20 protein-coding genes are annotated in these 26,668 nt (G+C 53.9%); 15 read left to right on the top strand and 5 right to left on the bottom strand.

Annotated elements, in window-relative coordinates:
- Positions 1-26: 26 nt before the first annotated feature.
- Positions 27-3,206 carry a bifunctional proline dehydrogenase/L-glutamate gamma-semialdehyde dehydrogenase PutA gene (putA, locus tag MIH19_RS13055; protein WP_249005293.1) on the top strand — a complete coding sequence of 1,060 codons (3,180 nt, stop codon included), beginning with the start codon at positions 27-29 and terminating at the stop codon, positions 3,204-3,206.
- Positions 3,207-3,447: 241 nt separating this feature from the next.
- Positions 3,448-4,938, top strand: coding sequence for a sodium/proline symporter PutP (gene putP / locus MIH19_RS13050; RefSeq protein ID WP_249005292.1), 1,491 nt, complete (start codon positions 3,448-3,450; stop codon positions 4,936-4,938).
- Between the two features lie 305 nt (positions 4,939-5,243).
- On the opposite strand, the gene acnB is transcribed toward putP, so the two are convergent.
- The gene (gene acnB, locus MIH19_RS13045; RefSeq protein WP_249005291.1) at positions 5,244-7,847 is read right to left on the bottom strand and encodes a bifunctional aconitate hydratase 2/2-methylisocitrate dehydratase; all 2,604 of its coding nucleotides are present in this window, start codon (positions 7,845-7,847) and stop codon (positions 5,244-5,246) included.
- Positions 7,848-8,043: 196 nt separating this feature from the next.
- On the opposite strand from acnB, the gene MIH19_RS13040 reads away from it, so the two are divergent.
- The 4 genes from MIH19_RS13040 to MIH19_RS13025 all read left to right on the top strand — a co-directional run bounded on the left by MIH19_RS13040 (position 8,044) and on the right by MIH19_RS13025 (position 11,517).
- A complete protein-coding gene (locus MIH19_RS13040) occupies positions 8,044-8,802 on the top strand; it encodes a tRNA-(ms[2]io[6]A)-hydroxylase (protein ID WP_249005290.1) in 759 nt (252 codons plus the stop codon).
- A 24-nt stretch (positions 8,803-8,826) separates the two neighbouring features.
- Positions 8,827-9,597 (top strand): ferredoxin--NADP reductase, encoded by a 771-nt coding sequence (locus MIH19_RS13035; protein ID WP_249005289.1) that lies wholly within the window; start codon positions 8,827-8,829, stop codon positions 9,595-9,597.
- Positions 9,598-9,672: 75 nt separating this feature from the next.
- Positions 9,673-10,551 (top strand): glutathione-dependent disulfide-bond oxidoreductase, encoded by an 879-nt coding sequence (gene yghU / locus MIH19_RS13030; protein ID WP_249005288.1) that lies wholly within the window; start codon positions 9,673-9,675, stop codon positions 10,549-10,551.
- Between the two features lie 69 nt (positions 10,552-10,620).
- Positions 10,621-11,517, top strand: a complete 897-nt coding sequence (locus MIH19_RS13025) for a hypothetical protein (protein WP_349292908.1) — start codon at positions 10,621-10,623, stop codon at positions 11,515-11,517.
- Positions 11,518-11,616: 99 nt separating this feature from the next.
- On the opposite strand, the gene phbB is transcribed toward MIH19_RS13025, so the two are convergent.
- The gene (gene phbB, locus MIH19_RS13020) at positions 11,617-12,366 is read right to left on the bottom strand and encodes an acetoacetyl-CoA reductase (RefSeq protein WP_249005286.1); all 750 of its coding nucleotides are present in this window, start codon (positions 12,364-12,366) and stop codon (positions 11,617-11,619) included.
- Positions 12,367-12,573: 207 nt separating this feature from the next.
- On the opposite strand from phbB, the gene MIH19_RS13015 reads away from it, so the two are divergent.
- Positions 12,574-13,005 carry a MaoC family dehydratase gene (locus tag MIH19_RS13015; protein ID WP_249005285.1) on the top strand — a complete coding sequence of 144 codons (432 nt, stop codon included), beginning with the start codon at positions 12,574-12,576 and terminating at the stop codon, positions 13,003-13,005.
- A 1-nt stretch (position 13,006) separates the two neighbouring features.
- On the opposite strand, the gene lpxH is transcribed toward MIH19_RS13015, so the two are convergent.
- Both lpxH and MIH19_RS13005 read right to left on the bottom strand, forming a co-directional pair.
- A complete protein-coding gene (lpxH, locus tag MIH19_RS13010; protein WP_249005284.1) occupies positions 13,007-13,732 on the bottom strand; it encodes a UDP-2,3-diacylglucosamine diphosphatase in 726 nt (241 codons plus the stop codon).
- Positions 13,729-14,238 (bottom strand): peptidylprolyl isomerase, encoded by a 510-nt coding sequence (locus tag MIH19_RS13005; protein ID WP_249005283.1) that lies wholly within the window; start codon positions 14,236-14,238, stop codon positions 13,729-13,731. The genes lpxH and MIH19_RS13005 overlap by 4 nt, the downstream gene beginning before the upstream one ends.
- 148 nt (positions 14,239-14,386) lie before the next feature.
- Between MIH19_RS13005 and MIH19_RS13000 the strand changes: the two genes are divergently transcribed.
- The 3 genes from MIH19_RS13000 (at position 14,387) to MIH19_RS12990 (ending at position 19,854) form a co-directional block, all read left to right on the top strand.
- Positions 14,387-16,057, top strand: coding sequence for a glutamine--tRNA ligase/YqeY domain fusion protein (locus tag MIH19_RS13000; protein ID WP_249005282.1), 1,671 nt, complete (start codon positions 14,387-14,389; stop codon positions 16,055-16,057).
- Positions 16,058-16,134: 77 nt separating this feature from the next.
- A complete protein-coding gene (gene cysS, locus MIH19_RS12995; protein ID WP_249005281.1) occupies positions 16,135-17,535 on the top strand; it encodes a cysteine--tRNA ligase in 1,401 nt (466 codons plus the stop codon).
- 138 nt (positions 17,536-17,673) lie between these two features.
- The gene (locus MIH19_RS12990; protein ID WP_249005280.1) at positions 17,674-19,854 is read left to right on the top strand and encodes a malate synthase G; all 2,181 of its coding nucleotides are present in this window, start codon (positions 17,674-17,676) and stop codon (positions 19,852-19,854) included.
- Between the two features lie 65 nt (positions 19,855-19,919).
- On the opposite strand, the gene MIH19_RS12985 is transcribed toward MIH19_RS12990, so the two are convergent.
- Positions 19,920-20,621, bottom strand: a complete 702-nt coding sequence (locus tag MIH19_RS12985; protein WP_249005279.1) for a GntR family transcriptional regulator — start codon at positions 20,619-20,621, stop codon at positions 19,920-19,922.
- Positions 20,622-20,779: 158 nt separating this feature from the next.
- Between MIH19_RS12985 and dctP the strand changes: the two genes are divergently transcribed.
- From dctP to MIH19_RS12960, 5 genes are all read left to right on the top strand, one after another.
- Positions 20,780-21,778 carry a TRAP transporter substrate-binding protein DctP gene (dctP, locus tag MIH19_RS12980; protein ID WP_249005278.1) on the top strand — a complete coding sequence of 333 codons (999 nt, stop codon included), beginning with the start codon at positions 20,780-20,782 and terminating at the stop codon, positions 21,776-21,778.
- A gap of 109 nt (positions 21,779-21,887) precedes the next feature.
- On the top strand, positions 21,888-22,409 hold the full coding sequence (locus MIH19_RS12975) for a TRAP transporter small permease (RefSeq protein ID WP_026224061.1): 522 nt from the start codon (positions 21,888-21,890) through the stop codon (positions 22,407-22,409).
- A 2-nt stretch (positions 22,410-22,411) separates the two neighbouring features.
- The gene (locus MIH19_RS12970; RefSeq protein ID WP_249005277.1) at positions 22,412-23,743 is read left to right on the top strand and encodes a TRAP transporter large permease; all 1,332 of its coding nucleotides are present in this window, start codon (positions 22,412-22,414) and stop codon (positions 23,741-23,743) included.
- A gap of 40 nt (positions 23,744-23,783) precedes the next feature.
- Positions 23,784-25,145, top strand: coding sequence for a malonyl-CoA decarboxylase (locus tag MIH19_RS12965; RefSeq protein WP_249005276.1), 1,362 nt, complete (start codon positions 23,784-23,786; stop codon positions 25,143-25,145).
- Complete coding sequence (locus tag MIH19_RS12960) at positions 25,142-26,665, top strand: malonyl-CoA synthase (RefSeq protein ID WP_249005275.1); 1,524 nt, start codon at positions 25,142-25,144, stop codon at positions 26,663-26,665. The genes MIH19_RS12965 and MIH19_RS12960 overlap by 4 nt, the downstream gene beginning before the upstream one ends.
- Positions 26,666-26,668: the final 3 nt, after the last annotated feature.

The raw sequence follows: 26,668 nt of genomic DNA, 5'->3' as shown, positions 1-26,668 counted from the left end.
GTATCCGTTTTGGCAGAGGTGTCTTTATGTTTCGTGCGAGTAAGGTTTTGGAGCCGGCGTTTCAAGAGCAGCCGCGTTCCTTCTTCTGGCAGGGATTAACGGAAAACTATCAGGTAGACGAAGCCGCCTATCTGAAAGAGCTTATACCGCTTGCACAGAGTGACGCCTCCGAGCACAAGGCGATAACCGATACCGCCAGTTCACTGATTGGAAAAGTGCGCGCGCAGAACGGCTCCGTGCACATGATTGACGCGCTGCTTCAGGAATACAGCCTGGACACCCAGGAAGGCATTTTGTTGATGTGTTTGGCTGAGGCGCTGATGCGTATTCCGGATAAGCACACCGCTGATGCGCTGATCAGAGACAAAATGTTGAGCGCTGACTGGGAAAAACACGTTGGGCGCAGTGAATCGACACTGGTTAACGCCTCCACTTGGGGTTTGATGCTGACCGGTCGTGTGGTGAAGATGGACAAGCGCCTCGATGGTTCACCGTCGAACGTCTGGAACCGCTTGGTTAAACGCAGCGGCGAGCCAGTGATTCGCGGTGCCATGAACCAAGCCATGGCCATTATGGGCAAGCAGTTTGTATTGGGCCGTGACATCAACGAAGCCCTGAAACAGGCCCGTGATTACCGCAAGATGGGTTACAGCTATTCCTTCGACATGCTCGGCGAAGCCGCGATGGCGCAAGACGATGCTGATCGCTACCTGAAAGACTATCTACAGGCGATTGAGGCGGTAGGCAATGATCCTTATCCGCAAAATAACGCACCGCGGCCGTCGATTTCCATCAAGCTGTCAGCTCTGCACCCACGTTATGAAGTTTCCCAGGAACACCGGGTGCTCACCGAGTTATACAGTACCGTGTGTGACCTTGTGCAGTTCGCCCGTGACAAAGACGTGTCTATCACCATAGACGCCGAAGAAATGGACCGGCTGGAATTGTCGCTGAAGCTGTTCGAGAAAATTCTGAAGTCACCGGCCGCATCAGGCTGGGGCGGTTTCGGCTTGGTTATTCAGGCCTACTCAAAGCGCGCGCTGCCGGCGCTGTGCTGGCTGACCAAGCTGGCGAAGGAAACCGGTGACGAAATTCCCATTCGCTTGGTGAAAGGCGCCTACTGGGACACTGAAATCAAGATGTGCCAGCAAATGGGCATTGAAAGCTATCCGGTATTCACTCGCAAAGAAGCCACCGATACTTCCTACCTGGCGTGCCTGCGCTTTTTGCTGAGTGACTATACTGACGGTGCGCTGTATCCGCAGCTTGCGAGTCATAACGCACACACGGTTGCGGCGGTTCTGGCTATGGCCAAGAAACGCAATCGTAAAATTGAGTTCCAGCGCCTGCACGGTATGGGTGACGCCCTGTACAACAGCATTCTTCAAGAATACGACATTCCGGTTCGTATCTATGCCCCGGTGGGTGCCCATAAAGATCTACTGCCGTATCTGGTTCGCCGGTTGCTGGAAAATGGTGCCAACTCCTCGTTTGTACATCGCTTGGTCGATGCCGGTACACCGATTGAAGACCTGGTGCAAAACCCGGTGCAGGAACTGCAGAAATACGACTCGCTGGCGAACAGTCGCATTCCTGGGCCTATGGATATTTTTGGCGAGCAGCGCCGTAATTCCCGCGGCATTAATATTCACGTGGCATCCCAGCTGGAGCCGTTAATAAACAATCTGCAGAAGTGGAACAGCACCCGCTGGCACGCTTGCCCCGTCATTAACGGCGAGCGCCGCAGCGACGGCGATAAAACGGAAGTGCGCGCGCCTTATGACAAAAGCAAACGGGTGGGCGACGTAGTTTGGGCTGATGAAAAACACGCGGAAGACGCCTTAAAAGTGGCCTTTGCCGGCTTCCGCAACTGGAATGAGCGCCCGGTTGAAGAGCGCGCTCTGTGCCTTGAAAAGTTCGCGAACCTGATGGAAAAGCACATGGAAGAGCTGATGGCTCTGTGCTGCCAGGAAGCTGGAAAAACCATGCAGGACGGTATTGACGAAGTGCGTGAAGCCGTCGATTTCTGCCGCTACTATGCCAACGATGGCCGTGCCCGCTTTGCCAAAGCCATCGCACTGCCAGGGCCCACCGGCGAAAGTAACGAGCTGTACATGGAAGGCCGCGGCGTTTTCCTGTGCATCAGCCCCTGGAACTTTCCGCTGGCTATTTACACCGGCCAAATTATGGCGGCCCTGGTAGCGGGCAATACCGTGATTGCAAAACCCGCAGAGCAGACCAGCCTGGTGGCCATGCGTGGAATGGAGCTGATGCTGGAAGCCGGTTTCCCGGCCAATGTGCTGCAGTTCTTGCCGGGCGACGGCGCCAGACTCGGTAGGGTGCTGACTCCAGATTCACGCATTGCCGGCGTCTGCTTTACCGGTTCGACCCAGGTTGCACATTTTTTGAACCGCACGCTGGCGGAACGCAGCGGTGCTATTGTGCCGCTGATCGCCGAAACCGGCGGCCAGAACGCGATGATTGTTGACAGCAGCGCCTTACCCGAACAGGTTGTGCGCGACGTGGTGCAGTCTGCGTTCGCCAGTGCAGGTCAGCGCTGTTCAGCACTGCGGGTTCTTTACGTTCAGCAAGACGTAGCCGATCGCATGGAAACCCTTTTGGCGGGCGCTATGAATGAGCTGGTGGTCGGCAACCCGCAAAGCCACAGCACTGACGTGGGCCCGGTGATCGACCAGAAAGCCAAAGAGAATCTTGAGAAACACTTGGTCAATCTTGAAGCCAACGCTCGGTTGATTGGGCGCAGAGAGTTGCCAAGCGATTGTTCCGCGGGTTATTTTGTAGTTCCGTCTGCCTACGGTATTAACAGCATTAACGATCTGGACGGTGAGCATTTCGGTCCCATTTTGCACGTAGTACGTTATAAGGCGGAACAGCTCGACAAGGTTATCGACGAAATCAACGCCACCGGTTACGGCCTTACGCTGGGTATTCACAGCCGTAGCGAATCCACCGCCGCCTACATCGAACGCCGGGTAAAAGTGGGCAATTGCTACGTGAACCGTAATCAAATTGGTGCGGTGGTTGGGGTGCAACCATTTGGTGGGCGCGGGTTGTCTGGCACTGGCCCGAAAGCGGGTGGCCCACACTACGTGTTACGTTTCGCTACCGAACGTACTCGCACGATTGACACCACAGCGGTAGGCGGTAACGCATCATTGCTGTCGCTGGGTATTGAAAAGGTTTGAGGGGTGAGATGCTCTTAAGTCAGTAGGGAATGGAAACAGCACGAAACGAAATGAAACGAAATGAAACGGTAGGGAGGCAGTAAGTGTTGTGATGTCGAGTCATACGTTGTAGGTAGTCGAGCTTTATCAGGCGAAAACAAAGAAAGTTAAAAAAAACAAACGGTGCGACCATCTGAATTTACCGGGTGAATGCGCCGAACGGTCGGAGTTGATTCCGTCCTATTTGAACTGGAGGAGTTTCATGGCTATTGGCGTTTGGATCAGTCTAATTGGTTATTTTGCGCTCATGATTGCTATCGGCATTTATGCGATGCGCACATCTACGTCCTCATCCGAAGATTACATGTTGGGTGGGCGATCGCTCAGTCCAAAGGTGGCGGCCCTTTCGGCTGGCGCTTCGGACATGAGCGGATGGTTACTTCTGGGTCTTCCGGGTGCGTTGTACGTATCTGGTTTGGCCTCAGCCTGGATCGGTATTGGCTTGTTTGTGGGCGCGTTCGTAAACTGGACGCTTGTTGCGCCCCGGCTGCGCGAACAAACGGTTCATTATGGTAATGCCATTACCATTCCGTCCTTTCTGGCAAATCGGTTCCCGACTCAGGCGCTGTCATTGCGCACAGTGTCGGCAATCGTCATCGTTATCTTCTTTGCCGTTTACACCGCGTCTGGCCTGGTTGCTGGCGGTAAGCTGTTCGAAAGTGCGTTTTCCGGAATCTTCAACTTCGGTGGCCTGAGCGACTACGCCGCGGGTATTATCATCACACTGGGCGTGGTACTGGTGTACACGGTTATTGGTGGTTTTCTAGCAGTGAGCATGACGGACTTTGTTCAAGGCGTCATCATGATGCTGGCGCTGGTTCTTATGCCGGCGGTTGTGCTCTTTGGTGAAGGCGGCGGCGGTTATACGCAGGCGGCTCAGACCTTGAATGAAATTGACCCCACGCTCTTGTCCTGGACAGACGGGCTAACCTTTATTGGGTGGCTTTCTGCGGTTACCTGGGGTTTGGGTTATTTTGGTCAGCCTCACATTATCGTGCGCTTTATGGCTATTCGCACCCTTAAAGATGTTCCGATTGCCCGTAATATCGGCATGGGCTGGATGGCTATTTCGCTAATCGGTGCTATTTCTCTGGGTGTCTTTGGCCGGGCTTATGCAGTGCGCAATGGTATGGTGATTGATGATCCGGAAACACTCTTTATCATCTTGTCTGACCTGCTGTTCCACCCGCTGATTACTGGCTTCCTTTATGCTGCGCTGCTGGCTGCGGTTATGAGTACCATTTCCAGTCAGCTTCTGGTGTCCTCGTCTTCTTTGACCGAAGACTTTTACCGCCTGTTCTTGCGCAAAGAAGCAACTGATCGCGAGTGCGTGAACGTTGGTCGTGTTTGTGTGGTTCTGGTTGGCCTGGTTGCTGCGTTTATTGCATCCGATCCCAATTCTCAGGTTCTGGGGTTGGTGAGTAACGCCTGGGCAGGCTTTGGTGCGGCGTTCGGTCCGTTGATTCTGCTGTCGCTAATGTGGCCGCGCACTAACGGTACCGGTGCCATCGCTGGTCTGGTTGTGGGTGCGGTTACTGTCATGGTCTGGATTTCACTGGGCTGGGGTAGTGAGTTCATGGGTGGTCCGGGTGTTTACGCGATCATTCCTGGCTTTATCGCTTCCTGGATTGCAATCATGGTTGTTAGTAGCATGACGGCTGATTCCGGTGAATATCAGCACATTGAGCGGTAAACGAAGCGAATAGGGGACAGATTTCGAATCTGTCCCCGGTTGGTGATGAAAGAGGCTCCTTCGGGGGCCTCTTTTTTTTGGCTGAAATTATTTGGCTGTTTGGGTGTCTGGCCCCGGGGCGGGGTGTCCTTTCTTCTGGGAAAAATAACTCGCTGCGCTCAGACATTTTTTTCCCGACAGAAAGGACACCCCACCCCGTGACCTGCTGAACTTTTATATTACACCAAAAAAACGCCAGCTCTCGGGCTGGCGTTTTTAGGATAGGGGACAGATTTAAAATCTGTCCCCGGTTGGGTCCCAAAGGCTTAAGCGATATTGGCTTCGGCGGCTTTGCTGGTGTAGTTGTCCATCTTGTCAAAACTCAGGTACTTGTAGATCTCTTTCGACATGCTGTTCAGGTTCTTGGCGTACTCCATGTACTCTGCCGGAGTCGGCAGTTTACCCAGAATCGCACCTACCGACGCCAGTTCCGCAGAGGTCAGGTACACGTTTGCACCATCGCCCAGGCGGTTGGGGAAGTTACGGGTGGATGTAGACAGCACAGTGGTGCCTGCGCCTACCCGCGCCTGGTTACCCATGCACAGCGAACAGCCCGGCATCTCGGTACGCACACCGGCATCGCCGTAGATTTTGAAGTAGCCTTCTTCCATCAGCTGGGACTCGTCCATCTTGGTGGGCGGAGACATCCAGAGGCGAACTTTGAGGGGCTCTTTGTTTTGCTCAAGCAGTTTACCAGCGGCGCGGAAGTGACCGATGTTGGTCATGCACGAACCGATGAACACTTCGTCGACCTTGTCACCGGCGACTTCGGACAGAACGCGGGCGTCGTCCGGATCGTTCGGGCAGCACACGATCGGCTCTTTAATATCGGCCAGATCAATTTCGATGATGTGAGCGTACTCGGCATCCGAATCGGCGCGCATTAGGCTAGGGTTGGCCAGCCAGGCTTCCATACCCTGGGCGCGACGCTCCAGAGTGCGCGCGTCGCCGTAACCTTCGGCAATCATCCAGCGCAGCATGGTGATGTTGGAGTGCAGATACTCGGCCACCGACTCTTCTGACAGGTTGATGGTGCAGCCTGCAGCGGAGCGCTCGGCAGAAGCATCGGACAGCTCGAATGCCTGCTCTGCGGTCAGGTGCTCCAAACCCTCGATTTCCAGCACGCGGCCAGAGAATTCGTTGATCTTGCCTTTCTTCTCTACGGTCAGCATGCCTTGCTTGATGCCGTAAAGGGGAATGGCGTGCACCAGGTCACGCAGGGTAATGCCGGGCTGCATTTCGCCTTTGAAACGCACCAGTACCGATTCCGGCATGTCCAGCGGCATGACTCCGGTGGCAGCGGCAAACGCTACCAGGCCGGAACCAGCCGGGAAGGAGATGCCCATGGGGAAACGGGTGTGGGAATCACCACCGGTGCCTACGGTGTCTGGCAGCAGCATGCGGTTTAGCCACGAGTGGATGATGCCGTCGCCCGGGCGCAGGGAAACACCACCGCGGGTACGCATGAAATCGGGCATGGTGTGCTGCATTTCCACGTCAATCGGCTTGGGATAAGCGGCTGTGTGGCAGAATGACTGCATGACCAGGTCAGCCTGGAAACCCAGACACGCCAGGTCTTTTAGTTCGTCACGGGTCATCGGGCCCGTGGTGTCCTGGGAACCCACAGTGGTCATTTTTGGTTCGCAATAGGTGCCGGGGCGAACGCCTTGGCCTTCTTCCAGTCCACAGGCTTTGCCGACCATTTTTTGCGCCAGGGTGAAACCCTTGGTGCCAACTTCGGGGTCGTCTGGCAGGCGGAATAGGTCGGTAGCGCCCAGGCCCAGTGTTTCACGGGCCTTGGTGGTCAGGCCGCGGCCGATGATCAGCGGAATACGGCCGCCAGCCTGAACTTCGTCCAGAATCACGTCAGACTTGAAACCGAATTCAGAGATGACATCGCCGTTTTCGTTCAGAATTTTGCCTTCATACGGGCGGATGTCAATCACATCGCCCATGTTCATGTCGTCAACCGGCGCTTCGAATACCAGCGCGCCCGCGTCTTCCATGGTGTTGAAGAAGATAGGGGCCACTTTGTTGCCGATACACACACCGCCGCCGCGCTTGTTCGGCACGCCAGGGATGTCGTCACCGAAGAACCACAGCACCGAGTTGGTGGCGGATTTACGGGAAGAGCCGGTACCTACAACGTCACCTACGAAAGCAACGGGCAGGCCCCTGGCGCTAATGTCGGCAATCTGGCTCATGGGGCCGGTAACACCATGTTCTTCGGGGCTCAGGCCATCGCGGGTCATTTTATAAGCAGCGCGGGAATGCAACGGAATGTCAGGGCGTGACCAGGCATCGGGTGCTGGCGACAGGTCGTCGGTGTTGGTTTCGCCGGTGACTTTAAACACCACCATTTTGATGCTGTCGGCAACTTTGTTACGCTTGGTGAACCATTCGGCGTTGGCCCAGGATTCAATCACGTCTTTGGCGACGGCGTTGCCCGCGTCCATTTTCACCTTCACATCGTTGAAGGCGTCGAACATCAGCAGAGTGTGCTTGAGTTGAATGCCGGCGGGTTCAGCCAGTTCGGGATCGTCTAACAGGTCCACCAGAGTGGTGATGTTGTAGCCGCCCTGCATCATGCCCAGCAACTGAATCGCTTTGCCGTTGTTAATCACCGGGGAGCTGGCTTCGCCCTTCACAAGGGCGGTCAGGAACGCGGCTTTTACATAAGCGGCTTCGTCCACCCCGGGCGGAACACGGTTTTCCAACAGGTCAATCAGTACGTCTTCGTCTTCGTTTTCAGGGGCGGGCGGCTTTTTTAGCAATTCCACCAGTGCGGCGGTTTGTTCGGCGTTCAGAGGCTTGGGTGGAATACCCAGAGCTGCACGCTCGGCAACGTGTTCACGGTAGGCTTCTAACACGGTTTGACCCTCATCGGTTGAAGTGTTCCGCTTTGTTGGCGCAAGGCGCCTGGCGGAAATGTTGTGGTGAAAAGGCTTTAAACTGGCGCTGTATTGTATATGAAAGCCCTTATAAAGTTAAATTGGACAGAGGTCGGAGAGATTTGTTGGCTGCGCTATACTGGCGCATCAATTTTAACCTAATGTTCGGGATGCCATGAACGACGCGCTGCAGAGTACTCTCCACTGCAATACCCACAGCAATACCCACAGCACTATCAAGAGCAATATCGATAGTACTATCGAGACTAATATCGACAGCACTAACGAGCGTATTTACCAGAGTGCTCATGATAGTATTAATGACTTCTTACCGTGCCGGACGCCTCAGGCCTGGATTGATAATGCTCTGGCGAATCAGGACTTGCTGCTGATCGACCATGCCCACTGCGAGAAAAAAGCGGCTTCTACAGCACTCAGCCTGATGTACCGCTATGTGGATAACGCCGACCTATTGCACAAGATGTCGCGACTGGCGAGGGAAGAGTTAAGGCACTTTGAACAGGTTCTAGCTTTGATGACGGCGCGCGGGATTCGTTATGTCCATTTAACCCCGGCGCGCTACGCGGCAGGTTTGCGCGCCGCAGTGCGCAGCAGCGACCCTGGCCGTCTGGTCGATCTGCTGGTGATTGGCGCCATCATTGAAGCACGCTCCTGTGAGCGCTTTGCGGCCCTGGCACCGTATCTTGATACCGAGCTTTCCAATTTTTATAACGGCCTGCTGAAATCCGAAGCCCGCCATTATCGCGACTACCTGGCTCTGGCCGAACAGGCTAACGGCGGCCCGGTTGAAGACAGAGTTGCGGTGTTTCTGGCCATCGAACAAAAGCTGATTGAACAGCCTGATTCCGAGTTTCGTTTTCACAGCGGCCCGTTGACGCAGCATGTCGCTGATAAACACGCTATTCCTATTTAACGCGAATTGACGCAAGAGGGTGAAATGAGCAATCTGATTAAAGAAACCGTCACCAGTGTGCACCATTGGAACGATACTCTGTTCAGCTTCAAAACCAGTCGCGACCCTGGCTTCCGCTTCAAGAACGGCCACTTTGTGATGATCGGCCTGGAAACGGAAGGCAAACCGCTGATGCGCGCCTACAGTATCGCCAGCGCAAATTATGAAGAAGAGCTCGAGTTTTTCTCCATTAAAGTGCAAGACGGCCCGTTGACGTCCAAGCTACAGAAAATAAAAGTAGGTGATGAAATTCTTGTTAGCCGCAAGCCTACCGGCACGCTGATTCTGGACAATCTGCTGCCAGGAAAAAATCTGTGGCTGATTGCCACCGGCACCGGTCTTGCGCCTTTTATGAGCATCATAAAAGATCCGGACGTGTATGAAACCTTTGATAAAGTGATTATAACTCACGGTGTGCGCTACGTTACCGAATTGGCATACCAGCACGAAATCGAGGCTCTGCCAGAGAACGAGTTCTTCGGTGAAATGGTGGATGGAAAACTGCTGTATTACCCTACGGTAACCCGCGAACCTTTTCGCCACACCGGGCGGCTGACAGACGCTATGGAGAGCGGTAAAATCACCCAGGATTTGGGCTTGCCAGAGCTTGATGTCGAGAATGATCGCTTCATGATTTGCGGCAGTCCCAGTATGCTCAAAGACACGTGCGCCATACTCAATAGCATGGGCTTTAAAGAAGCTCGTGGGAGAGACATGGGGCATTACGTGGTCGAGCGGGCGTTTGTGGAGCAGTAAGGTTCTCTGAAGGTTCTTTGCCCGCCGATTACATCCGCCAGCCACACATTTTCTTCGCAATTCGGAGGGTAAACAATGCCAGACAAGGGTTATACACCGCCAAAGGTATGGACTTGGGACAAAGCCAACGGCGGTGTTTTCGCCAGCATTAACAGGCCGGTTGCCGGGGCTACCCACGACAAACCCCTGCCTACCGGAAAGCACCCGTTTCAACTGTATTCACTGGCGACGCCCAACGGCGTAAAAGTAACCGTGATGCTAGAGGAACTGCTAGAGCTGGGCATTGTTGATGCTGAGTACGACGCCTGGTTGATCAACATTGGCGAAGGCGATCAGTTTGGCAGTGGCTTTGTCGACATCAATCCCAACTCAAAAATTCCAGCGCTGCTGGACCATTCCGTGCAACCACCTCAGCGGTTGTTTGAATCAGGCTCTATGCTGTTGTATCTGGCCGAAAAGTTTGGCGTGCTGCTCCCTAAAGACGCCGCTGGCCGCACTGAAACCCTGAACTGGTTATTTTGGCAGATGGCCAGTACGCCGATGTTGGGCGGAGGTTTCGGTCACTTCTACGCCTACGCACCGGAAAAATACGAGTACCCGATTGACCGCTACGCGATGGAAGTAAAGCGCCAGCTGGATGTGCTGGATCGGCAACTGGCGCGCAATCGCTATATTGCTGGTGACACCTACACAATCGCAGACATTGCGGTTTGGCCCTGGTACGGAGCGCTGGTAAACAATCTGGTTTACGAAGCAGCAGAATTTCTGGACGCGCAAAGCTATACCCACGTGCTGCGCTGGGCCGCAGAAGTGGCGAAGCGCCCGGCGGTACAGCGTGGCCGTATGGTGAATAAAGTGACCGGCGAGCCTCATAAACAGCTCCGCGAACGCCACGACGCCAGCGATTTTGAGCTGCGCACTGAAGATAAAATAAATCCGGGCGGGGGTGCCTGAGCGTTGGGCAAAAATAGTATTCGCGGGCAGCATCAGTATCGCACTCGAGTGTCTGCACTTTTCGCCTTGATGCTGGTGGGCGCTCTGGCGGCACTGATGGCCGGCTGCGAACAAAACACCGGTATCGGGATGGAAGGGCAAAGCGAAAATCCGGAGCCCGAGACTCTCGATGTTAATCAGCCGCAGGTGGCTGGTGAGGGCGTTAGCGATATTTCCCTGGTGTTAAAGCCCGCGCAGCTTGACTGGATTGGTCAGCAGATTTTCCAGAACGAATGCGCGGGGCAGTTTCGCTGCCTGGTGCACTGGAACGACGGTGAGGCATTTCCGTCACTCGGTATCGGCCATTTCATCTGGTACCCGAAAGACGTTGAAGCGGGTTTTGTCGAGAGTTTTCCCACACTGATTGATTACATGGCCCAGCGTCAGCGGTCGATTCCGGATTGGCTGCGGGAGCTTAAGCCGTTTGATGCACCCTGGGCAGATAAAGCGGCCTTTGAAGCGGTGGGAAATTCACCCGAGGTAGCGGAACTGCGAGAATTTTTGGCGGGCACCCAAGGTGTTCAGGCAGAGTTCATATTTCGCCGGGCGCAAGTGTCTATAAAGTCCGTTGTTGAGGCGGCACCATCATCCCGGCAGCTTGCAGTAAGCAATCACCTGGCGCAGCTGAGCCAAACACCGGGTGGTGTTTATGCATTAGTGGATTATGTGAACTTCAAGGGCGAAGGGTTGGCAGCATCTGAACGTTATGAAGGTGAGGGCTGGGGCTTGCTGCAGGTTCTTCAGGCCATGCCGGAACACTCTGCCGATCCGGTGCTGCAACAGTTCCGCGAAGCGGCCGACAAAGTGTTAACCCGTCGCGCTGAGCTGGCGACTCAGGCGCGCGAACGCGAGCAGTGGTTGCCCGGCTGGCGCAAGCGCCTGAACACCTATCGCGAGCCGGACGTAATGACACTGCCGGAATCCTGATCAGCCGCTAGCTGAATGCATTTCTATATCTTAGCCATTAAAAAAGCCGGAGTTCATTCACTCCGGCTTTTTTTACTTTAGGCTTTTCAAGGTTTGGCGTTAGCCCATGAACTGGCCGCCGTTGACCACCAGGTCTGCGCCCGTCACAAAGCCAGCGTCTTCGGCGGTCAAAAACACTACCGCGCGGGCGATATCGTCTGGCTGCCCAAGGCGGCCCACCGGAATGTCCGCAACAATACTTTCCAGCACTTTCTCAGGCACTGCGCGCACCATCGGGGAATCAATGTAGCCCGGCGAAATCGAGTTGACGGTAACGCCTTTGCGGGCACCCTCAAGTGCAATCGATTTGGTGAAGCCGTAAACGCCGGCCTTGGCAGCAGCGTAGTTGCTCTGCCCGAACTGGCCTTTGCCACCGTTAATGGAGGATATGTTGACAATGCGGCCAAAGCCACGGTTGCACATGCCCTCAAACGCGTGGCGGCACATGTTGAACATGGAGTTCAGGTTTACGTTGATAACCTGGGTCCACTGATCTGCCCCCATTCTTTTCAACGGTGAGTCGTTGGTGATGCCGGCATTATTGACCAGCACATCCACCGGGCCGAACTCTTTTTCCACGCTTTCCATAAAGGCTTTGCAGCCGTCATAGTCGGCAACGTCCACCGGCATAATGTTAACGGTGTAGCCTGCCTCGGCCATGGTTTTTTGCCACTGTTCAGCTTTTTTGCGCGGCTCGTCGCCTGGGCGGTGAGTGGCGATAACGGTACGATCCTGATCGGTTAGCTGTTTGCACATTGCGGTGCCTAGGGCTCCGATTGCACCCGTCACAATGGCGACACGATTTGGCATATAATTCTCCCTTGGGTTTTATTTTATCTTCCGTCAATTCAGCCCGGCCAATAGTTTGTGTGTCTGCCGGTTGGCATTTGAGTACTCTGTTTCAACTCTGTTTCAACGATGGAAATCAGGTTACATTTTTAGTGTAGCAGGGGAATAAAAAAGCGCAGTTGGGCTTTAGTTTAATCCCGAATTTTTCTGACAAAAATAGGAATTAAAATGGACGACTTACACGGTTATTATCTGGAAGATTTGGAAGTAGGTATGACAGCCAGCGTCACGAGAACCATCACCGACGCAGACGTTGTTCAGTTTGCCAAGTTAAGCGGCGATAACAACCCTGTGCACCTGAATGACGATTACGCCAAAACCACTCCGTTCAAAGCCCGCGTTGTTCACGGTATGTTCAGCGCAGCGCTGATTTCTGCGGTGCTTGGCACGAGGTTACCGGGGCCGGGTGCGATCTACATTGACCAGCAGCTGCGCTTTAAGGCACCAGTGTTCATTGGTGCCACCGTTGTGGCGAGTGCGGAAGTAGAGGAAGTTGATCTGAGACGGCGCCGGGTCAAGCTGAAAACCGTGTGCACGGTCGATGGCAAAGTGGTTGCCGAGGGTTACGCCACCAATATGGTCGTTAGCCGCCCGGCCTGATTTAAAGCGCCTGTTTGTTCAGCTGCAGCGGCTGGTCTGCTGCGGCTTCCAGCCACCAAACGTGGCTGTCCCAATCCCCAAGCACAATCCGTTCAGCAGGCTGATCATTCACCTGCAACGGGTGTCGGGCCGGGCGATGGGTGTGGCCGTGAATCAGCTGCGACACGTTATGCTGTTCCATCACTCGCAATACTTCTTCGGGCGTTACATCCATAATGGCTTGGGTCTTGCTCTTGTTCTTGGCCATACTCAGTTCGCGCAGTTGGCGAGCCATCAGCTGGCGGTCTTTCAGCGGGCGAGCCAGTAGCATTTGCTGGGTTTTCAGGTTGCGCATGTTGGCGCGGAATTTCTGATATTCCACATCGGCGGTGCACAGGCTGTCGCCGTGCATCAGCAGGGTGGGGATGCCGTACAGATCAATCACGGTCGGGTCGTCCAGCAGGGTTGCCCCGATACGCTGGCAATAATCCACACCCAGTAAAAAGTCCCGGTTGCCGTGCATCACATACACAGCGGTGCCGCCATCGCTGACGTGCTTCAATGCTGCGGCAATCTGTTCTTGCAAGGGCGTGTGCTCATCGTCGCCAATCCAGGCTTCAAAGAAATCGCCCAGAATGTACAGTGTGTGAGCACTCACCGCGCGATCTTGCAAGAAGGTAAGAAACGCCCGTGTAATGTCCGGGCGTGACTCTTCTAGGTGCAGATCGGAAATAAACAGCGTGGTCACGCCGCGCCTCCATCCTCGATTACTTCGGCTTTTTCGATGATCACGTCTTCCGCAGGAACATCCTGGTGGCCGGCTTTCATCGTGGTGCGCACTGCGCGAATTTTGTCGACGATGTCCATGCCTTCGGCCACTTTACCAAAGACGCAATAGCCCCAGCCTTCCGCAGTTTTGGCGGAATGGTCCAGAAAACCGTTGTTTTCAACGTTGATGAAAAACTGCGCGGTTGCGGAGTGCGGGTCCATGGTGCGGGCCATGGCAACGGTGCCGGCCATGTTGTTAAGGCCGTTGTCGGCTTCGTTCTGGATAGTCGCGCGGGTTTTGCGCGGGGTCATGTCCGGTTCGAAGCCGCCGCCCTGAACCATGAAGTTGCTGATCACCCGGTGAAATATCAGGCCGTCAAAAAAACCTTCACGCACATACTGTTCGAAGTTTTTGGCGGTTTCCGGTGCCTTGTCGTAATCCAGTTCCAGCTTGATAGGGCCGTGGTTGGTTGTCAGCAGAATCATAGGGTTTTCCTGTTTTGTGAGGGAAGGTTGTGCGCAATGCACACATTGCTCGTCATTGTACGCAAGAGTTTGGCGCGGTGCATGAGTCTGCAGTGCTTTTATGCGTATAATAGCTCGCTCAGATCCACCTCCTTTTTGCAGAGATTGTATGAGCGCCGAGCCCAAGAAAGCCCATAACTTTATTCAGAGCCTGATTGAAGACGCCGTCGCCAAAGGCGCACACACAGGCACGGTCGTGACCCGTTTCCCGCCGGAGCCCAATGGTTACCTGCACGTTGGCCACGCCAAAGCCATTTGCCTGAATTTTGGCATTGCCAATACCTTTGGCGGTGAATGCAATTTGCGTTTTGACGATACCAACCCGGAAAAAGAAAGCCAGGAATACATCAACGCGATAAAAGCGGATGTGGAGTGGCTCGGTTATCAATGGCAAGGAAAGGTGCATTTTGCCTCGGACTATTTTGATGCTCTGTACAACTTTGCCGAAAAGCTGATTGAGCGCGGCAATGCTTACGTCTGTGCCCTCAGCGCCGACGAAATGGCGGACTACCGCGGCAGCCTTAAAGAGCCTGGCCGCAACAGTCCTTATCGCGAGCGCGCGGTGGAAGAAAACCTGAAACTGTTCCGCCAGATGCGCGACGGTGATTTCCAAAACGGCGAAATGGTGCTGCGGGCGAAGATTGATATGGCATCGCCCAATATCAATATGCGCGACCCGATTCTGTACCGCATCCGCTACGCCGAACACCACCAGACCGGCAACAAATGGTGCATCTACCCGATGTACGACTATACCCATCCGATTTCAGACGCGCTGGAAGGCATTACCCATTCCCTGTGTACGCTGGAATTCGAAGACCACCGCCCGCTGTATGACTGGGTGCTGGACAACATCAGCGTACCTTGTCACCCGCGCCAGATTGAATTTGCGCGGCTGAACCTGAACTACACCATTACCAGCAAACGCAAGCTCAAACGTTTGGTGGACGAGCACATCGTTGACGGTTGGGACGACCCGCGCATGCCCACCATTTCAGGGTTGCGCCGCCGCGGTTACACGCCTGAGTCTTTGCGCACCTTCTGCGACATGATCGGTGTGAACAAAGCGGGCGGCACCGTAGACATGGGCATGCTGGAGTTCGCCATCCGCGAAGATTTGAACATCCGTTCGCCCCGCGCCATGTGCGTGATGCGTCCATTGAAGGTCACGCTGACCAACTACCCGGCTGACAAAACCGAAACCCTGGTGTTGCCGGTGCATCCGCAAAATCCGGATATGGGCAGTCGCGAAGTGACCTGGAGCCAAACCCTGTTTATTGATCGCGAAGATTTCGCCCTGGAAGCGCCGCGCAAATGGAAGCGACTGGCGCCGGATCAGGCCGTGCGCCTGCGCGGCGGCTATGTGATGACTTGCCGCGAAATCATCCGCGACCAGAGTGGCGAGATTGTCGAACTGAAGTGCGAATACGACGAAAACACTCTGGGTGTGAACCCTGAAGGCTACAGGCCCAACGGTGTGATTCACTGGGTGTCTGTAACGGACAGCGTGGAGTGCGACATCAACGTGTACGACCGTCTGTTTAACGCGGAAACGCCAGACAGCGATAAAGAAGGCGATATGCTGGACCACCTGAATCCGGACTCTTTGGTGGTTTTGCAAGGCGCCCGTGCCGAACGCAATCTGGCGTCGCCGGCGAGCGATCTGCCGTATCAGTTTGAGCGCGAAGGTTACTTTTTCTTCGACCAGAAGCTGACGGAAAACGCCGGCAAACCGGTGTTCAATCGCACCGTCACCCTCCGCGATTCCTGGGGTAAATAATCCGCAATGAGCCGGCTTTTTGAAAGGTCGGCTCATTGCGTTCGGGCCCGCAATGAAACGGTAAACGAGAGCATTTTGTGATCAGAATCTACAACACCCTTAGCCAGAAAAAAGAAGAGTTCAAACCCCTAGAGCCGGGCAAAGTCGGTATGTACGTGTGCGGCATGACCGTGTACGACTACTGTCATCTGGGCCACGCTCGGGTGTTGGTAGCGTTTGATGTGATCACCCGATATTTGCGCCACAGTGGTTTTGATGTGAACTACGTGCGGAACATCACCGACATAGACGACAAAATTCTGCGCCGCGCCGATGAAAACGGCGAGGTGTACACCGACCTGACTGAACGCATGATTGCCGCTATGCACGAAGACGAAGCCCGTCTGGGTGTGCTGTCGCCTAACGCGGAACCCCGTGCTACGGCATTCATTAGCGACATGATCGCGATGATTGAAACTCTGATTGCCGGTGGTCACGCCTACGCGGCAGACAACGGCGACGTGTATTTTTCGGTATCGTCGTTTGCGGATTACGGCAAACTCAGCAAGAAAAAGCTGGAAGACCTGCTGGCGGGCGCCCGGGTGGACGTAGAACAGGCCAAGCGCAGCCCAGCGGATTTTGCCCTGTGGAAAGCGGCGAAGCCCGACGACGTGTTCTGGCCGTCGCCCTGGGGCAATGGTCGCCCGGGTTGGCACATCGAGTGCTCGGCCATGGCCAATCACTGCCTGGGTGACACCTTTGATATTCACGGTGGTGGGCCAGACCTGTTGTTCCCCCACCACGAAAACGAAATTGCCCAGTCGGAATGCGCCACGGGTCACAGATTTGTGAATACCTGGATGCACGCCGGCGCCATTCGAGTGAATAAGGAAAAGATGTCCAAGTCACTGGGCAACTTTTTTACCATCCGCGAGATTATGGAAACCTATCCGGCGGAAGTGGTGCGCTACTTTTTAGTGTCCAGCCATTACCGCAGCCAGGTGGATTACTCCGAAGACAATCTGATTGAGTCCGGTCGTAGCCTGACCAAGCTTTACAATGCGCTGCGTGGTGTCACTCCGCTGGCCAGCGATGCGGTGGTGCGGACTGCATACGACACGCTGTTCGCCGAGCGCATGGATGACGATTTCAACTGCGCGGGCGCGATGGCGATTTTGCACGCCATCGCCGGCGAAATAAATCAGCAACGCCGTGACGGCGACGAACAAGCCACTGCGGCCAGCGCTACGGTGCTGGTGCGCTTGGGCTCTGTGCTGGGTTTGCTACAGCAAGACCCGGAGCTGTTTTTCCAGGGTGACAGCGGTAGCGGGCAGGGCGATGAGTTGAGCGCCGAGCAAATCGAAACGATGATTCAGGCCCGTGCGGACTCCCGCAAAGCTCGTGACTTCGCCGGCGCAGACCGGATTCGTAACGAGCTGTTAGAGCAGGGCGTTATTCTGGACGATTCCCGCGAGGGCACCAGCTGGCGGCGCGGTTAAGCCGCCTAAAACGCTGTATAAGCCTCAGTTCATTAAGAAAATACCCCAAGTGAAGGATTGATTTGGGGTATGATCCGATACGCGCTATCACGTAGAATGTTGCGTTCGGGAATTTCTTAACTTACTGAGGGAAATACGATGACATCACGCGTACAGCTTGACGGTCTTCAGGTTGCCGGGAATTTATACGACTTCATTAATAATGAAGCGATCCCTGGAACGGGTCTGGATGCAGACAAATTCTGGGCTGACTTCGCCAAAATCGTCAACGATCTTGCGCCCCGCAATCGTGAGCTGTTAGCCAAACGCGATTCCCTGCAGGAAAAACTGGACGCCTGGAACCATAATCACCAGCACCAGACTCCGGATATGCACGTTTATAAAGATTTCTTGAAAGAAATCGGCTATCTGGTCGACGAGCCCGCTAATTTCAGCATTTCCACTGCTAACGTAGATCCCGAAGTAGCCGTCATGGCGGGACCACAGCTTGTTGTGCCGATCATGAACGCTCGCTTTGCCCTTAACGCAGTCAATAGCCGTTGGGGTAGTTTGTACGATGCGCTTTACGGCACCGACGCGATCCCTGAGACGGGCGGCGCCGAAAAGACTGCAGGCTACAATCCCAAGCGCGGCGAGCTCGTCATCGAATTTGCCCGTGACCTTCTGGACAGTTCAGCGCCTTTAGCCTCTGGCAGTCACAAAGACGCAGCGCTCTATCATGTTGCCGGTGGCAAACTGGTTGTAGACCTGAAAAACGGTGACAGCATCGGTTTGAAAGATGAAACCGGTTTTGTCGGTTACACCGGTTCGGCAGACGCCCCTACGGGCATTCTGCTGGTTAAAAACGGCATGCACTTTGAAATCCAGATCGACGCTACTCATCCCATTGGCAAAACCGATGGTGCTCACGTTAAAGACGTGCTGATGGAATCGGCGCTGACCACCATTATGGATTGCGAAGACTCGGTAGCCGCAGTTGACGCAGACGACAAAGTTCTGGCCTACCGCAACTGGCTGGGCCTGATGAATGGCAGTCTGGAAGAAACCTTTGAAAAAGGTGGCAAGCCGTTAACCCGCAAGATGAATGCGGATCGCGTTTACACCGCCGCCGATGGTAGCGAACTGCAATTGAAAGGCCGCAGCGTGATGTTCATCCGTAACGTCGGCCACCTGATGACCAACCCGGCGATTCTGCTGGCAGATGGCAGCGAAGTACCGGAAGGCCTGCTGGATGGCGTGATGACATCGCTGATGGCAATGCACGATCTTCAAGGCAACAGCCGGTTTCAGAACAGCAGCCAAGGCTCGGTGTATATTGTTAAGCCGAAGATGCACGGCCCGGAAGAAGTTGCGTTTACCAACGAGTTTTTCGGCCGGGTGGAAGACACTTTGGGCTTGCCGCGTTTTACCTTGAAAGTGGGCATTATGGATGAAGAGCGCCGCACCACGGTGAACTTGAAGGCCTGCATTCACGCCGCGAAAGATCGCGTGGCGTTTATTAACACCGGCTTCCTGGACCGTACCGGTGACGAAATTCACACCTCCATGAAGCTCGCTCCGTTTATCCGTAAAGGGAAAATGAAGCAGGCCACGTGGATTGGCGCTTACGAACAGTGGAACGTAGACATCGGCCTGGAAGCCGGGTTTCGCGGTGTCGCGCAAATTGGCAAGGGCATGTGGGCCATGCCGGATTTGATGGCCGATATGCTGGAACAGAAAATTGGGCACCCAAAAGCCGGTGCTAACACTGCCTGGGTTCCATCACCGACCGCCGCCACCCTGCACGCCACGCATTATCATCAGGTGAGTGTGGCTGATATCCAGCAGAAGCTGGAAAGTCGCGAGCGTGCAAGCGTGGATGATATTCTCACGGTGCCCATCAATCTGAACTCGAAAGATTTGACCGCGGCGGAAATTCAAGAGGAATTGGATAACAACGCCCAAAGTATTTTGGGCTACGTGGTGCGCTGGATCGACAGTGGCGTAGGTTGCTCTAAAGTGCCCGACATCAATAACGTGGGCCTTATGGAGGACCGGGCTACCCTGCGGATTTCGTCGCAATTGCTGGCGAACTGGCTCTATCACGGTATCTGCAACACGCACCAGATTGAAGAAACCATGAAGCGCATGGCGCTGATCGTAGACAAGCAGAACGCCGGTGACGCAACCTATCGCCCAATGGCCGATAATTTTGCCGACAGCATTGCGTTCCAGGCGGCTACGGATTTGGTGCTGAAAGGCGCCGAGCAGCCGAATGGCTACACAGAACCGTTGCTGCATGCATATCGTTTGAAGGCAAAAGCGAAATACGGACAGTAATTCGCCGTCGATGCAGTTTCTACCGCTCAGAAGTCTATGTGGTAGGAACTGCATGTTTCTTGATTTTATTTGGTTATTGAGTCGCGGGCATTTTGAATCGGTTCTCGTGACAAGTCGCTGTACGCCTTGACCCGTACCGCGAAATCGCCAAAATTCTCGCCCTGAATCAGCACGTGTTGCCGAAGTCTCTCCTCCGCTAGTGCCGCATCCCCCGCATTAATTGCTGAATAGATATTGCGATGCTCCTGAATGGAGTCTGTTACGCGACCACGAATTTGAAGCTGTAAGCGACGGTATGGCTTCAAGCGTTGTTTGAGTTGACGTGCTTCGGTGGCAAGGAATGCATTGTGACTGGCGTTGTAAATACAATTATGAAAGTGTTCATTTTCGTAATAGTAGTCGTCAGGGTTTGCTCGAATAGCCGGGTCTTCACAGCGCAGTAACGCAGCCTTCAACACAATCAGCTCATCTTCCGTTATGCGGCGGGCGGCCAACCGTCCGCACATCCCTTCGAACTCGGCCATCACTTCGAACATTTCGATGAGCTGATCGAAACTCACCTTCGCGATAAAGGTGCCTTTTTTCGGTAATACCATCACCAAACCACTGGCAGAAAGCTGCTGAATCGCCTCTCGGATAGGGGTTCTGGACACGCCGAACTGTTTTGAGAGTGCTTCGGGATCCAACTTCTCCCCGGGTAGCAGGCGGCCATTAATGATGGCGTCTTCCAGGAAATCTTTGAGCTTTTGAGTATTTGGACGCTTCATGCTGGCTTTGCTCCGGCGGTTGTGAACACAGATTTTGCCTCGTGGTCTCTCGCTGTTCATCACGCCACGTTGACAATAGTACACATAAAAGATAATGATATATATATCAGCAATGCCTGATGAATATTACAAAAACAAAAGCGTCGGAGAAGATCACTATGAAACTGCCTTTCGCAAAACTGGCTATCGCTGCCAGCCTCTCGTTTTCACTCATTGGTGCAGCCGCAGCCGATACGACATTAAGAGTGTCGCATCAGTTCCCAGGCGGCAAAGGTGACGTCAGGGATGAAATGGTCCAGCTCATGGCCCGTGAAGTAAAAGCCGCGGATGTTGGTCTGGAACTACAAATTTACCCCGGTCAGTCACTGTTCAAAGCAAAAGAGCAGTGGGGTGCGCTCGTTCGCGGTCGGCTGGATATGACCTCTTTGCCTTTAGACTATGCCAGTGGACGTCACCCTGAGTTTTCGGCAACCTTGATGCCCGGTCTGGTGCGGAGCCATGAACGCGCTCAGCGGCTGAACGATTCCAAATTTATGGACATGATAAAAACCGTTATTAACGATGCAGGTGTCCGGGTTCTTGCAGATGCCTGGTTGGCTGGTGGTTTTGCGTCTAACGCGCAGTGTGTCACTTCGCCGGATACTGTTCAGGGTCAGTCTATGCGAGCCGCCGGCCCGGCGTTTGATGAGATGCTTGCAGTCGCAGGTGCGTCCATTGCCTCAATGCCATCGTCCGAAATATACACCGCCATGCAAACTGGCGTGTTGGACGGTGCCAACACCTCATCAGGTTCGTTTGTCTCCTACCGCATATACGAGCAAGTCACCTGCTTGACGGCGCCTGGAGAAAACGCTCTTTGGTTTATGTATGAACCAATCCTCATTTCGGAACGAAGCTGGAGCAAGCTCAACGAAGTTCAGCAGAGCGCTCTGATGGCGGCTGCCGAGAAAGCCGAGACCTACTTTGCCAAAGAGGCTGCAGGCCTTGACCAGAAGATGGCCGACGTTTTCGCCGAGAACGGTGTTGAAGTTGTCAGCATGTCACCCGAGGACTATCAAGCATGGCTTGATATTGCCAAAAAGAGTTCCTACAAGACGTTTGCTGAGAATGTCCCTAACGGCCAAGCCCTGATTGACGCAGCACTCGCTGTCGAATAGGCCGTTAACCCTCAATTGACCGGGGCGTTACGTCCCCGGTGACTGTGGTATCCATTGGTGACGTCTCATTGCTGGGGCGATGCCTACATCATTCGACCTTAGGGATTCTATGTCTCAGCCTATGACCCACTCAATAGCATCTCGCAATAGCGTTATTGCAGGTTATATCCGCGTTATGGACACGCTTGCGATTGTTACCGCCGTGATCGCTGCCATTCTGCTCGCGCTTGGCGTTCTGGCTGTTGTGCAAATGGTTTTCACGCGCTATGTGCTCGGTGAAAGCACCATATGGCAGACAGAGTTTACGACCTATGCCATTACCGCAGCTATGTTGCTAGCAACGCCTTACGTTCTGAAAACCGGCGGGCACGTAGCGGTAACCGTTCTGCCCGACGCTCTGCATGGACTGCCCAAACGCATCATGCGCTTGACGGCCTCGCTTGTCGGGCTGAGCTTCTGCCTCGCCCTAGCTTATGGTTCTTGGTACTACGTCTACGAAGCATACACCATGGCCTGGACGACCGGCACGGTGTGGAATCCTCCCCTGTGGCCCGCAGTGTTGCCTATGGCCGTTGGTGCAAGCTTGCTATCACTGCAATACGTAGCAGAAATTCTTCGTGGAGAGGCCTGATCATGGATCCCGTTACAAGTGGCATTCTGGTTGTTATAGCGCTGTTGGTTCTGATGGCCATAGGTACGCCCATTGCGTTTGCTTTAGGTGCAGTTGCTCTGGGTGCATTGATGTTGGACCGCGGCGTTGGTGAGTTGATTTATTTTGGTGAAACTTTTTTTGGCAACATGGCCTCGTTTGGTTTTGTTGCTATTCCCATGTTTATCCTGATGGGGGCGGCTGTTGCCTCTTCCCCGACCGGTCGCGATCTATATCGCTCACTGGACTTGTGGATGGGTAAACTGCCGGGAGGACTGGCAATTTCAAATATTGCCGCTTGCTCAATTTTCGCGGCCTTGTCCGGCTCGTCGCCCGCCACAAGTGCAGCGATCGGTAAGCTTGGTATTCCAGAAATGCGCAAGCGTGGTTACCCAGACGGTGTAGCTGCAGGCTGTATTGCTGCAGGTGGCACCCTGGGCATTCTGATTCCGCCCTCGGTCACAATGATTGTGTATGGCATTTCCACTGAAACATCCATTGGTCGGTTATTCATCGCAGGCGCCATCCCGGGCCTTATGTTGGCCGGTCTTTTCATGGTTTGGACGCTGATTGCGTGCAAGCTTCACGGTGGTTATAACAGCGCCAACCCCGTCGCCCAAGCTGCCGCCCAAATGAAAGAGAACGTTGAAGGCAATGTGAAAGCCCTGATTCGGGTGCTGCCCTTCATGGTTGTGGTGTCAGGTATTTTGTTTGCTTTATATGGCGGCGTTGCGACACCTTCCGAGGCGGCCGGCGTGGGTGCATTTCTGTGTCTGGCGCTTGCCATCATTGTGTACAGAATGTGGCAGACCAAACCGATCGTTACAATTATGCGGGACGCACTGCGTGAAAGCGTAATGATCATGTTGATCATTGCTTGCGCCGAGATTTTTGCTTTTGCGTTGTCGTCTTTGTTCATCACTCAAACCGTCGCTGGCGCTATCGCCGACCTTGAAGTCAATCGATGGGTGCTGATGGGCATTATCAATCTGTTCTTGTTGGTATCGGGTTTCTTCCTGCCGCCAGTGGCCGTCATTGTGATGGCGGCTCCTATTTTATTGCCCATTATATTGGCAGCAAATTTTGACCCTTACTGGTTTGCAGTGATCCTGACCATCAACTTGGAAATTGGACTGATCACCCCGCCGGTGGGTTTGAATCTGTTCATTATAAAAGGTATAGCGCCCGATATTGCACTGCGCGACATATTGTTGGGCAGTTTGCCTTATGCCCTTTGCATGGTGCTGGGTATCCTGTTGTTGTGCTTTTTCCCAGAAATTGTCACTTGGCTGCCGGACTTGCTTATGGAGTCCTGATTCGGTCTTTAAATTTCCGATACATCTGAGGAAAGGCGTTATGAACATGAGTTTTTTGCAAGAGTTATTCAACAGCATTACCCAGCGAGAAGCTTCTCGATGGCGGCGCATCGGCAGTCTCGACCATTGCGACCACAGTCAACTGGTAACGGCCTGCCAAGCGCTACTTCAAAGTGACGGTGAAGCCTCAAGTATAAGCCTTGCCAGTCGAGCGCTGGAAATTTATGCCCGTTTAGACGATGACGAAAAGCGTTCTTTTTTCGAGCAGCTGGCTATGCTTTTTTCGGCCGAGCCGGAGCAGATTGACCAAGCCTACCTGGCTTACAAGATGGCACGAACCAATGAAAATCTTGAGACTTTGTTTGAATCCTGCGAGCCACGGCGGCAAGAGTTATTAAGACGGCTTAACCTGTCCAGTGGTGGCACGCACAAGCTGGTGAAAATGCGGGAGGACATGCTCGCCTTGATGGCAAATAGTGCAGATCTTAAAGCCATTAATTCGGATTTTATGCACCTTTTTGGCTCGTGGTTTAACCGGGGCTTTCTGGTGCTGAAGCGCATTGACTGGAACACGCCTGCCAATATCCTGGAAAAACTTATCCGCTACGAAGCGGTGCATGAAATTCAGGACTGGGATGATCTTCGGCGCCGATTGGATGCCAGGGATCGCCGTTGTTTCGGTTTTTTCCACCCCGCTATTGGTGATGAACCGCTGATTTTTGTTGAAGTTGCGCTCAACAAAGGATTGCCCAGCCAGATCCAGCCTATTTTGGATAGCGACAGCTACGATATTGACGATCCTGAGTCTGCCGATACGGCGGCGTTCTTCGGTATCAGTAATTGCCAAGTCGGGCTGCGAGGCATTTCATTCGGTAATTTTCTGATAAAGCAGGTGGTACAGGAACTGAAGCAAGAGTTACCTAACTTGAAATACTTTGTGACTTTGTCACCGGTACCCAATTTCCGTAGATGGCTGGAAACAACCTGCTCCGATGATGCGTGCATGCTAAGCCCGGAAGCCCAGGAGACACTCAAACATTTGGATGATTCTGACTGGCATAAGAACGAAGAGCTTGCGGAGCGTCTCGGTAGCCTAATTAAGCCGTTGGCGGCACGCTACCTACTGAAAGAAAAAACCACCAACGGCCAACCAATGAACCCAGTTGCCCGCTTTCATCTGGGTAACGGGGCTGAGCTGCACCGCATCAATTGGCTTGGCGACATCTCGGCCAAAGGTATGAAGCAATCTGCTGGGCTCATGGTTAATTACCTCTATGTACTCGACAATATTGAACGCAATCATGAGCAGTACAGCACCAGTGGGACCATTGTGTGCTCATCCGGCGTTCGTGATCTTAGCCGCAGGAGTCGCAAGCTGCTCAAAGGAGAGTCTGATAAATGAGTCATAATCTGTTCGATACCTTCTCAACCCGTATGCGTGCTCGCCAAGATGCGAATTTTATCGTCACACCAGGTGGGCGCAACTACACCTATGCCCAGGCGCTCGATATAAGCGCCACTTTGGCCGCTACCTTGGTATCCCTGGGGGTGAGTCCAGGCGACCGGGTAGCTGTGCAGGTCGAAAAAAGCCCGGAGGCCATCTTGCTTTACCTGGCTTGTTTGCGCATGGGTGGTGTGTATTTGCCCTTGAACACAGGTTACACAGCGTCAGAAATCGGATATTTTTTAGGCGATGCAGAGCCGGCTCTGTTTGTTTGCAGGCCCGACTCCTTTGACGCAGCCAATCAGATTGCGGCAGATACCGGGTGCCCTCAGGTAGTCACTCTGGGTACAGAGGGTGACGGCACGTTGATGGATAAAACCGCTGGCGTGACACCGTTTTCGGGTATTGAAGCCCGGGCTGATAGTGATCTGGCGGCCATTCTTTATACCTCTGGCACCACTGGACGCTCGAAAGGCGCTATGTTGACCCACGGGAACCTAGGCTCTAACGCCAAAACGTTGGCAGAAGCATGGTGTTTTACCGAAACCGACCGGTTGATTCATGCCCTGCCTATCTTTCATACCCACGGTTTGTTTGTAGCCTGCAACGTTGTGCTGATGTCCGGTGCCAGCATGTACTTTTTGCCCCGGTTTGACGTCGACAGCGTTATTGGTGCGATGGCGGCTGGCACCGTGCTCATGGGAGTGCCAACATTCTATACCCGTTTGTTGCAGGACACGCGCCTGACCCCTGAGCTTACCGCTAATGTGCGTTTGTTTACCTCTGGTTCTGCGCCCCTGACGGCGGACACTCATAACGCATTCCAACAGCGTACGGGGTTCGCCATTCTTGAACGCTATGGTATGACTGAAACCAATATGATTACCTCAAACCCCTACGACGGTGACCGTCTTGCCGGCACCGTTGGCATGCCCTTACCCGGCGTCGAGGTCCGAATTACCGATGCCGAAACTCACAAGATAGTCGCACCGGGCGATATCGGTATGTTGGAAGTTCGCGGCCCTAACGTGTTCAGCGGCTATTGGCGTATGCCCGAGAAAACACGCGCCGAACTTCTTGACGATGGTTTTTTCGTGACCGGCGATCTCGCCATGACCGATGACCGCGGGTACATCCACATAGTTGGTCGCGATAAAGACCTGGTGATTTCAGGTGGTTTTAACGTTTACCCGAAGGAAGTCGAGCAGGTCATCGACGAAATGGACAGCGTTGTGGAGTCGGCGGTGATTGGTGTGTCGCACCCCGATTTCGGTGAGGGTGTTACGGCTGTAGTGGTTTTAAAGCCAGGTGCCAAGGTTGAAGAGGCACATGTGCTGTCCGAGCTGACTGACAAACTGGCCAAGTACAAGCAGCCCAAGCGGGTGTTTTTTGTCGACAGCCTGCCCCGCAACACAATGGGCAAAGTCCAGAAAAATCAGTTGCGGGACCAATACAAAGACATTTACGCCGACGTCTAATCC

This window comes from Marinobacter sp. M1C (assembly GCF_023314135.1).
Taxonomy (GTDB): Bacteria; Pseudomonadota; Gammaproteobacteria; order Pseudomonadales; family Oleiphilaceae; genus Marinobacter.
Note: the sequence above shows the minus strand (reverse complement) of the source record. Positions and strands in the feature narration are given on the sequence as shown.

What these genes read in the sequence shown, in the direction of transcription:
- putA (WP_249005293.1), top strand. Translation starts at nt 27, where the DNA reads ATGTTTCGTGCGAGTAAGGTTTTGGAGCCGGCGTTTCAAGAGCAGCCG.
- putP (WP_249005292.1), top strand. Translation starts at nt 3,448, where the DNA reads ATGGCTATTGGCGTTTGGATCAGTCTAATTGGTTATTTTGCGCTCATG.
- MIH19_RS13040 (WP_249005290.1), top strand. Translation starts at nt 8,044, where the DNA reads ATGAACGACGCGCTGCAGAGTACTCTCCACTGCAATACCCACAGCAAT.
- MIH19_RS13035 (WP_249005289.1), top strand. Translation starts at nt 8,827, where the DNA reads ATGAGCAATCTGATTAAAGAAACCGTCACCAGTGTGCACCATTGGAAC.
- yghU (WP_249005288.1), top strand. Translation starts at nt 9,673, where the DNA reads ATGCCAGACAAGGGTTATACACCGCCAAAGGTATGGACTTGGGACAAA.
- MIH19_RS13025 (WP_349292908.1), top strand. Translation starts at nt 10,621, where the DNA reads ATGCTGGTGGGCGCTCTGGCGGCACTGATGGCCGGCTGCGAACAAAAC.
- phbB (WP_249005286.1), bottom strand. Translation starts at nt 12,366, where the DNA reads ATGCCAAATCGTGTCGCCATTGTGACGGGTGCAATCGGAGCCCTAGGC.
- MIH19_RS13015 (WP_249005285.1), top strand. Translation starts at nt 12,574, where the DNA reads ATGGACGACTTACACGGTTATTATCTGGAAGATTTGGAAGTAGGTATG.
- MIH19_RS13005 (WP_249005283.1), bottom strand. Translation starts at nt 14,238, where the DNA reads ATGATTCTGCTGACAACCAACCACGGCCCTATCAAGCTGGAACTGGAT.
- MIH19_RS13000 (WP_249005282.1), top strand. Translation starts at nt 14,387, where the DNA reads ATGAGCGCCGAGCCCAAGAAAGCCCATAACTTTATTCAGAGCCTGATT.
- MIH19_RS12990 (WP_249005280.1), top strand. Translation starts at nt 17,674, where the DNA reads ATGACATCACGCGTACAGCTTGACGGTCTTCAGGTTGCCGGGAATTTA.
- MIH19_RS12985 (WP_249005279.1), bottom strand. Translation starts at nt 20,621, where the DNA reads ATGAAGCGTCCAAATACTCAAAAGCTCAAAGATTTCCTGGAAGACGCC.
- dctP (WP_249005278.1), top strand. Translation starts at nt 20,780, where the DNA reads ATGAAACTGCCTTTCGCAAAACTGGCTATCGCTGCCAGCCTCTCGTTT.
- MIH19_RS12975 (WP_026224061.1), top strand. Translation starts at nt 21,888, where the DNA reads ATGTCTCAGCCTATGACCCACTCAATAGCATCTCGCAATAGCGTTATT.
- MIH19_RS12970 (WP_249005277.1), top strand. Translation starts at nt 22,412, where the DNA reads ATGGATCCCGTTACAAGTGGCATTCTGGTTGTTATAGCGCTGTTGGTT.
- MIH19_RS12965 (WP_249005276.1), top strand. Translation starts at nt 23,784, where the DNA reads ATGAACATGAGTTTTTTGCAAGAGTTATTCAACAGCATTACCCAGCGA.
- MIH19_RS12960 (WP_249005275.1), top strand. Translation starts at nt 25,142, where the DNA reads ATGAGTCATAATCTGTTCGATACCTTCTCAACCCGTATGCGTGCTCGC.